Below are 7489 nucleotides of genomic sequence, written 5' to 3'. Positions count from 1 at the left end.
CCTGCTGAAACTGTTAAACCAGCTCCGGCTATACCTACTCCTTCTTTACCAGATGTGAATAAAGTAGAAAAACCTACTGAAGCTGTCAAACCAGCTCCAGTTATTCCAACCCCTACTTTACCTGAAGTGAAAAAAGAAGAGAAACCAAAAGTAGAAGAAACGATTGTAAGACCTAGCATTTTATCTTTTGCAGGTGTACAATTTGAAACTAGTGATGGATTTATTTTATCTGATGAAAGTATAATAACACCAACTTCAACAGGTATTTTAGTAGTTCATAGTGGGCATCAACATTTTATATTCTATAAACAATTAGTTAATTCTAAGTGGGAAAAACTTATTCCTTATCAATATTTGAATAAAGCAAAAGATGAGTATGCTGAATTAGAAAAAGAAGTTAATGACAAAATTAATTATCTTTCTAAAAAGAATAATATAGCTAAAGATAAATTTAGTTATGTTATTACTTCAAACGGGGATGCAATTTCATACAATGGAAAAACGGAATTGTTAAAAGATATAAATATCAAAGAAAATATAGAGACGAATAATTCGAATACTCTAGACACTGAAGTAAATAATTCTTCAAATAATGATTCAAGCAATAATTCTGCAACTACTAATACAGAGACACCGAATAATTCAGCAGAAGGGAAAAATGAAAATACAGTAGAGGAAAAAGAAATTGAAGAAAAAATCGATTATGTTGCTAAACAATTAAATATAGATAAAAGTTCTATAAAATTAATTGAAACAGCAGAAGGTAAGGCGGTGGTATATCCACATGGAGATCATAGCCATACTATATTGATTAAAGACATAGATACATCAAAACCTTTGGCAGATCCACATAGTAATTCGGGAGCTGAGACGCTGAAAAAATTAGGATTTGATGATGATATTATTCATGATATTCAACACGCATCAGCTGATACTGATTTTCCTGCACACGAGACAAATCTAGAGAGAATGAAAGAGTGGTTGAAAACTGTTAAGTATCTAAACATAGGTCAAAACAAAGATCCACTTAAAAGAAATGGATTGGATCTTATGCCAAATATTGAAGTTCTAGGTATTGGATATACTTCTATCGATGACATAACACCTGTTTATAAATTCAAAAAATTGAAACAATTATATGTATCAAGAACTGGTATTAAGGATTATTCATTTATAAAAAATATACCAACACTAGAAGGGATTGATTTCTCTGAAAATGATATACAGGATATCTCATTCTTAAAAGATTATCCGAACTTAAAATTAGTCTCTGCAGCAGGAAATAATATTGAGAATATTGATGTACTAAAAAATCTTACTAATTTAGAGTCATTGAATTTAGACAATAACAAAATTAAAGATATCTCTGCTCTAAAAGATTTAAATCACTTAAGAGCAGTTAGCCTTGAAAATAATAATATTACAAAATTAGATGCATTGAGTAGTAAAAATGAATTAGAACGTTTATTCTTATCTAATAATAGTGGCTTAGAATTAGCAACTCTTAAAAATGATAGTTTAGAGCAATTAACAGTAAACAATACTAATATTAGGGACTTAAGTGTTGTTTCTAACTTACCTAAGTTGAAAAAAATAGTGGCAAATGATAATAAAATAACAACATTATCTCATTTGAAAAATGCTAAAGTTTTAGAAAGTGTAGAAGTTAACAATAATAAGATTGACAGTTTAGATTTTGAGAATAGTACAATTACAAGTCTAGAAATTAAAAACAATAAATTAGAAGAAATTAATAACATTAATAAACTATCTGCGCTTGAAAATCTAGATGCTAGTGGAAATAAAATTAGTGAGTTTCCATCTAATAAACAAAATAAATTGATTAACTTAACGGTTAATAACAATGTTATTAGAACAATGGAAAATGTAAATAATCTTACAGCACTAAAATACTTAACAATGTCAAATAACTATGTATCTACATTAGCATTAAAAGAAAAAAATAAAACTTTAGAATACCTAGATATAAGTCATAATACTGTTCCAAAAGAAGAGTTAGAAATTCCAAGTGGTGGGAATATTCCAAAAGGAATAATGAGTAATTTTGAAAAAGTCGAAGGTGGAGACATAAAAGAAAATTATACTTTATCTGTAGACTATATTACGGAACAGGCAGAAAAACTACAGGAAGAGATATTAAAACTTAAAGATGAGAAAAAACTGGCTCCAGAAGTTGCTGATGAATTAAAACAAAAAGCTCGTATTATCTATCTTGATATGTCTTACAGCGTAGATCAAAGTAGAAATAAACAGATTGATTTAGAAAAACAATTAAGTGAAATAAGAAAACAAGTTAAAGATAACCTAGTTACTCCAACTGCTGAGGATACGAATAAAGAAACTTCAGTAACGGAGCCGTCTAATAGTGAGGTAAACCATGATTTAGAAACACATAATCATACTGAAACCGAAGAACACGATTTTGTATTCGATGTGAATAATATAGTTAGTGAAGAAGGTGATGGATATATTGTAAAACATGGTGATCATAATCATTTTGTTAAAAAATCTGATTTATCAGCTAAACAACTAGAAGAAGCAAAAGAATTTTTAGCTAAGAAAGATGAAGCAACAACAACCGAAGATAAAGCAACTATAGATAGTAAGAAAAATTATATTGCATTATTTTACGGAATAAATGTAAGTGATATTAGAGTTGAGAGTAATACGTTAGTATTTAATTATAACGGTGTTCCTAAACGTCTTGCACTTAGTGATATAACTGTTCCAGTGATGAGCTCAGATTTAGAAGGAGATTTTGAAAAAGAAATAACAGCATTGGCAAGTAGTATGAACACAACAGTTGAACATATACAGGTTCAAGATGGTCAAATGATAGTAAATCATGGTGATCATAGCCATTATTATCCGATTAAGAGTCCTGGATGGAGACTATATAATCAAAACAAAATACCTTATATAGATATTCCTAAAGTAAATGGAAATATTGATGAAGCTGTAGTCAATAGCAGATTAACAGAATTAGAAAATAAAGCTCAGACAGTACTTGCTAATAATCCAGTGAAATTAAGAAAAGTACTAAATTGGTTGAATAACTTTAGAGAAGTTAGCTTAGCCTGGCATGTTACAGCAACAGATGGTTATTTACAAGCGTTAGATAAATTTGAAAAAACTCAAATAGATATATAGTCTATATCGCAACATATAAAGTAGTGAATTGAGAGGAGAGAATCTTAATTCACTACTTTTTTGTACTTTAGTAAAATTAAGAAATGCCAAGAGAGTCTAAAAGATCTCTCTTGGCATTATCATGAAAAGAAAAATTATATTTGATAGGGTATAAAACTAATCTCTTTCAATTTTAGTGATTCCGCGCATGTATGGACGAAGAACTTCTGGTACTGTGATAGAACCATCTTCATTTTGGTAGTTTTCAATTATAGCCGCTAGACAACGTCCTACCGCTAATCCAGAACCATTTAATGTGTGAAGGAATTCAACTTTTCCAGTGTCTTCACGTTTGAAACGCATATTTGCACGACGTGCTTGGAAATCTGTACAGTTTGAACAAGAACTGATTTCTTTATAAGCGTTATAACTTGGTAACCATACTTCGATATCGTAAGTTTTAGCACTAGAGAATCCAGTATCTCCAGAACATAAAGTAATTACACGATATGGTAAGTTTAATTTTTTAAGAATATTTTCAGCATGTCCAGTCATTATTTCTAATTGTTCATATGAATTTTCAGGTTTAGCGAAACGAACCATTTCTACTTTATTAAATTGGTGAAGACGGATTAATCCACGAGTATCACGACCAGCGCTTCCTGCTTCAGATCTGAAACAGATACTGAATGCTGTAACACCTTTTGGTAACATATCTTCAGTTAAGATTTCTCCATTGTAGTAGTTTGTTAATGGAACTTCTGCAGTAGGGATAAGAGTTAAACCTTCAGATTCTACTGTATATACGTCTTCAACGAATTTAGGGAATTGACCTGTACCGAATAGAGCAGTTCTATTAACTAATTGAGGTACCATAAATTCTTCATATCCGTGTTCAACAACGTGAGTATCAATCATAAAGTTAATTAGTGCACGCTCAAGTAATGCTCCGGCTTTTTTGTAGAATACGAATCTGCTTCCAGAAATTTTAGATGCACGTTCGAAATCTGCAATATCTAATTCTTCAACTAAATCCCAGTGAGCCTTCGGTTCAAAATCAAACTCTCTTACTTGTCCAATACGGCGAACTTCGATGTTCTCATCCTCATCTTCACCAATAGGAGTCTCATCAGAGATAAGGTTAGGGATTCTAATAATTTTTTCATTAATTTCTTCAGCGATTTGTTTAACTTCAATATCACGAGTTGTAATTTCATCAGAAACGTGTTTCATATCTGCGATTACATCTGAAGCATCTTCACGTTTTCTTTTTAAGATAGCAATTTCTTCACTTTTTTTGTTGCGAAGTGCTTTTAAATCTTCTACTTGTACAAGTAGCTCACGACGTTTTTTATCTAAGTCGATAAGTAAGTCAACTACATCTGTTTCTAAGTTTCTTGCTGCTAACTTTTCTTTTACCATCTCAGGATTTGCTCTGAATAATTTAATATCTAACATAATTGTATGCTCCTTCTAAATAATTTATTTTGATTGAATCTTTACAAGTAAAATAAAAAGTCCCTTACGTCAAAGACGCAAGGGACGATTAATTTATATACCGTGGTTCCACCCAAATTCAATCTAAAAGATTCTTGAAATTTAATTTAATTTGATATTATTTATAGTAGAATTTTAAAATAAACAATAAGTACTTTCAGCATTTGTACTCTCTCTGGGAATGTTCTTAGATTAAAACATGTCTATAATCAAATTTTATATATTTATTTAATATAATTTTACTCTATTTTTATCTTTTTTGTCAAGTCTTTTTAGATTATTTTTCTTCTGTTGAATTATTTGAAGTTTCTTCTGTTGGAGTAGTTATGTTGTTAGAAGATTCTTCTTTTTCTGTGTTGTTTTTTGGTTCTACTGTAGTTGTATTACTATTGCCATTAGAAACTTCGTTTTCTGAGTTAAGAGTCGTACTATTTTTATTTTCTGTTGAAGCTTCTTTTGGTTTAGCATTTGCTAATAATGCAGCAAGTAATCTATCGATATCATTAATTAATATCGTTTCAGCTTTTCCGCCAAGTGTGAAGTTCACCGCTTTTCCATATGGTGTTTCAATAATATTTAATGAATCTGTAGAAAGTTTAAAGATTCCTGCAAGTAAGTTTACTTTTGCAGTTTCTTCTGGAGTAAGTTCTACTTTTTTATTATCTGTCGTATTATTTTCTTCTTTAGGTGTACTTACTTCATTGTTTGGTTGATTTCCAGTGTTACTGTCATTGTTTGTGTTATTATCTTTTTCTTCTGGTTTCACTTCAGTGGCTGGAGTAGCAGATTCAGGTTTCTCTGTTGTTTTATTTGCATATTTTTCAAAATCTGCTTTATCATATTTGGCATTAGAGAATTCAATTGGGAATGAAGGATCGTTAGCTTCTTTAGTGAATTGATCAGCTGAAGAGCGTAGTGTTACACCATCACTGTCAGTTTCATTTAATTTATTATATTTTTCACCGAATTCAACTTTTGAACTTTCATTGTGTTCTAGCGCGTAGTGAAGAGCGTTTTTAGCATTAATAAGTCTTGTTACAAGTGTTCTCATTGGTGTTTTAGTGATGAATGCTTGAGATTCATAAGAATCTTTTACAAGAGAAGCAAGTTCTTCACGTAGTTGGTTATCAATTTTATCACTATCTATATTTTCTAAGAAGTATTTAATGTAACTTACAGTTGTAATACTTTCACGATCTTCGAATTTTTGAAGTTCATCTAACATATGACTAACTTTGTTTAGTGTATTAGCATCTTTATTTGAGCTAGCTTCATTTAACTCGTTAGTTAAGTCAGTTTTTGAAAGACCATATTTTTCAATATCAGTGTCTTTGATTCTATTTAGTAGAGTATTATATTTTTTAACTAATTCATCATTTTTAGAAGTATCCGCATTAGCTTTTTCTTGGATGTATTTTTTGTCAAAATCATTTAACATCGCAAGATATCCATTAGTAGAGTTAGTTGGTAATTCTTCTATTGTTGCACGTAATTGATCTAGTGCACGATTTACACGGTTTGCTTGTTTTTTATCATTGCTGTGTTTAGCAAGGTTATTAGCTTTAAGTTCCTCGATACGTTTGAATACAGCTTCTTTATCGAAGTCTCCAGAAACATAGTTTCCTGTGATATTAGGAATTCTATTTTTGTAATAGATGTCTGCTCCTTTAGATAAAATTTTAACAAAGTGATCATGATCTCCATGAGGAATTACAAATTTATCGCCATCACGTTTAATTTTATCTGCAGGAATACCTGTACGTTTTGATAAGGCAAGTAATTCATTTTCAAAATCCACTTCATCGTCACCTGTAACCTCTGGAATATGGAATTTCTCACGAGGAATTAGGTATGGGTGAATATGTGTTGGATCATAAGCGTGAGCTGGTTCATTAAATACGAAGAAATCTTTTGTCACTTTAACAGCTTCTTTTGGTACACCGTAGACTTCAGCGATGTAATTAATTTGTTTTTGAATTTCTTCAGTAATATTTACGTCAGTCTCATCAATATGAATTGCATTTAATAATACAGTGTGACTATGATCACCATGAGGATAAGTTAATGCTTGACCGTTTTCAGTTTCTACTAATTTAATAAGTTTAGGGTCAATTCCTAGTATTTTAGCAAGATGATTAATTTTTTTAATTACTTCTTCAGAATAATTTTCTTTATTTTCTGTATTATTTTCTTCTTTGTTGTTTTCTGCTGGCTTTTCAGTAGGAGCCTCAGTTACATCGTTAACATTAATATTATCTAATAATGTTGTTTTACCGTCATATGAAAGAGCATCTCCTTGTGCTGTAGATACATATTTAATTGTGTTTTTATCGATGTTATTTTTGCTTGATAAGTAATTTATTTTTTCAGTTACTTTGTCTTCTAATTCTTTATACTCTTTTTTAGCTTGTTCTAAATATTTTTCAGGAATTAATTTTTCAAATTTAGAATTCACTAGTTGCTTATAGTATACAAAATGTTGGTGTCCATTATGATCAATCACTAATCCTAATGAAGTCGGAGTACCAACAGTATTTTCATTTAAAATAAATCCATCACTAGTTTCAAATTGTACACCTGCAAATGATAAAACGCTAGGTCTTACAACTGGTTCTTCTACTTTTGGTTTCTCTTCGTTTTTCACTTCAGGTAAAGAAGGAGTAGGGATAACTGGAGCTGGTTTGACATCTTCAACAGGTTTTTCTACTTTATTCACTTCAGGTAAAGTTGGTGTAGGAATAGCTGGAGCTGGTTTGACAGTTTCAGCAGGTTTCTTTACTTTATTCACATCTGGTAAAGAAGGAGTTGGGATAGCCGGAGCTGGTTTAACAGTTTCAGCAGG

The 7489-nt window shown here is 30.6% G+C and carries 3 protein-coding genes; 1 reads left to right on the top strand and 2 read right to left on the bottom strand.

The window, feature by feature from the left end:
- The coding region (locus HMPREF3186_RS06625; protein ID WP_060914479.1) for a pneumococcal-type histidine triad protein at positions 1 to 3171 on the top strand (3171 nt) is incomplete at its 5' end.
- A gap of 156 nt (positions 3172 to 3327) precedes the next feature.
- Here the strand turns inward: HMPREF3186_RS06625 and serS are convergent.
- Both serS and HMPREF3186_RS09215 read right to left on the bottom strand, forming a co-directional pair.
- Positions 3328 to 4608 (bottom strand): serine--tRNA ligase, encoded by a 1281-nt coding sequence (gene serS, locus HMPREF3186_RS06620; RefSeq protein ID WP_060914478.1) that lies wholly within the window; start codon positions 4606 to 4608, stop codon positions 3328 to 3330.
- 316 nt (positions 4609 to 4924) lie between these two features.
- A partial coding sequence (locus HMPREF3186_RS09215; RefSeq protein WP_197415030.1) for a pneumococcal-type histidine triad protein occupies positions 4925 to 7489 on the bottom strand: 2565 nt, incomplete at its 5' end.

It is taken from the genome of Gemella haemolysans (assembly GCF_001553035.1).
Lineage (GTDB): Bacteria > Bacillota > Bacilli > Staphylococcales > Gemellaceae > Gemella > Gemella haemolysans_B.
This window is presented reverse-complemented; position numbering and strand designations above follow the sequence as displayed.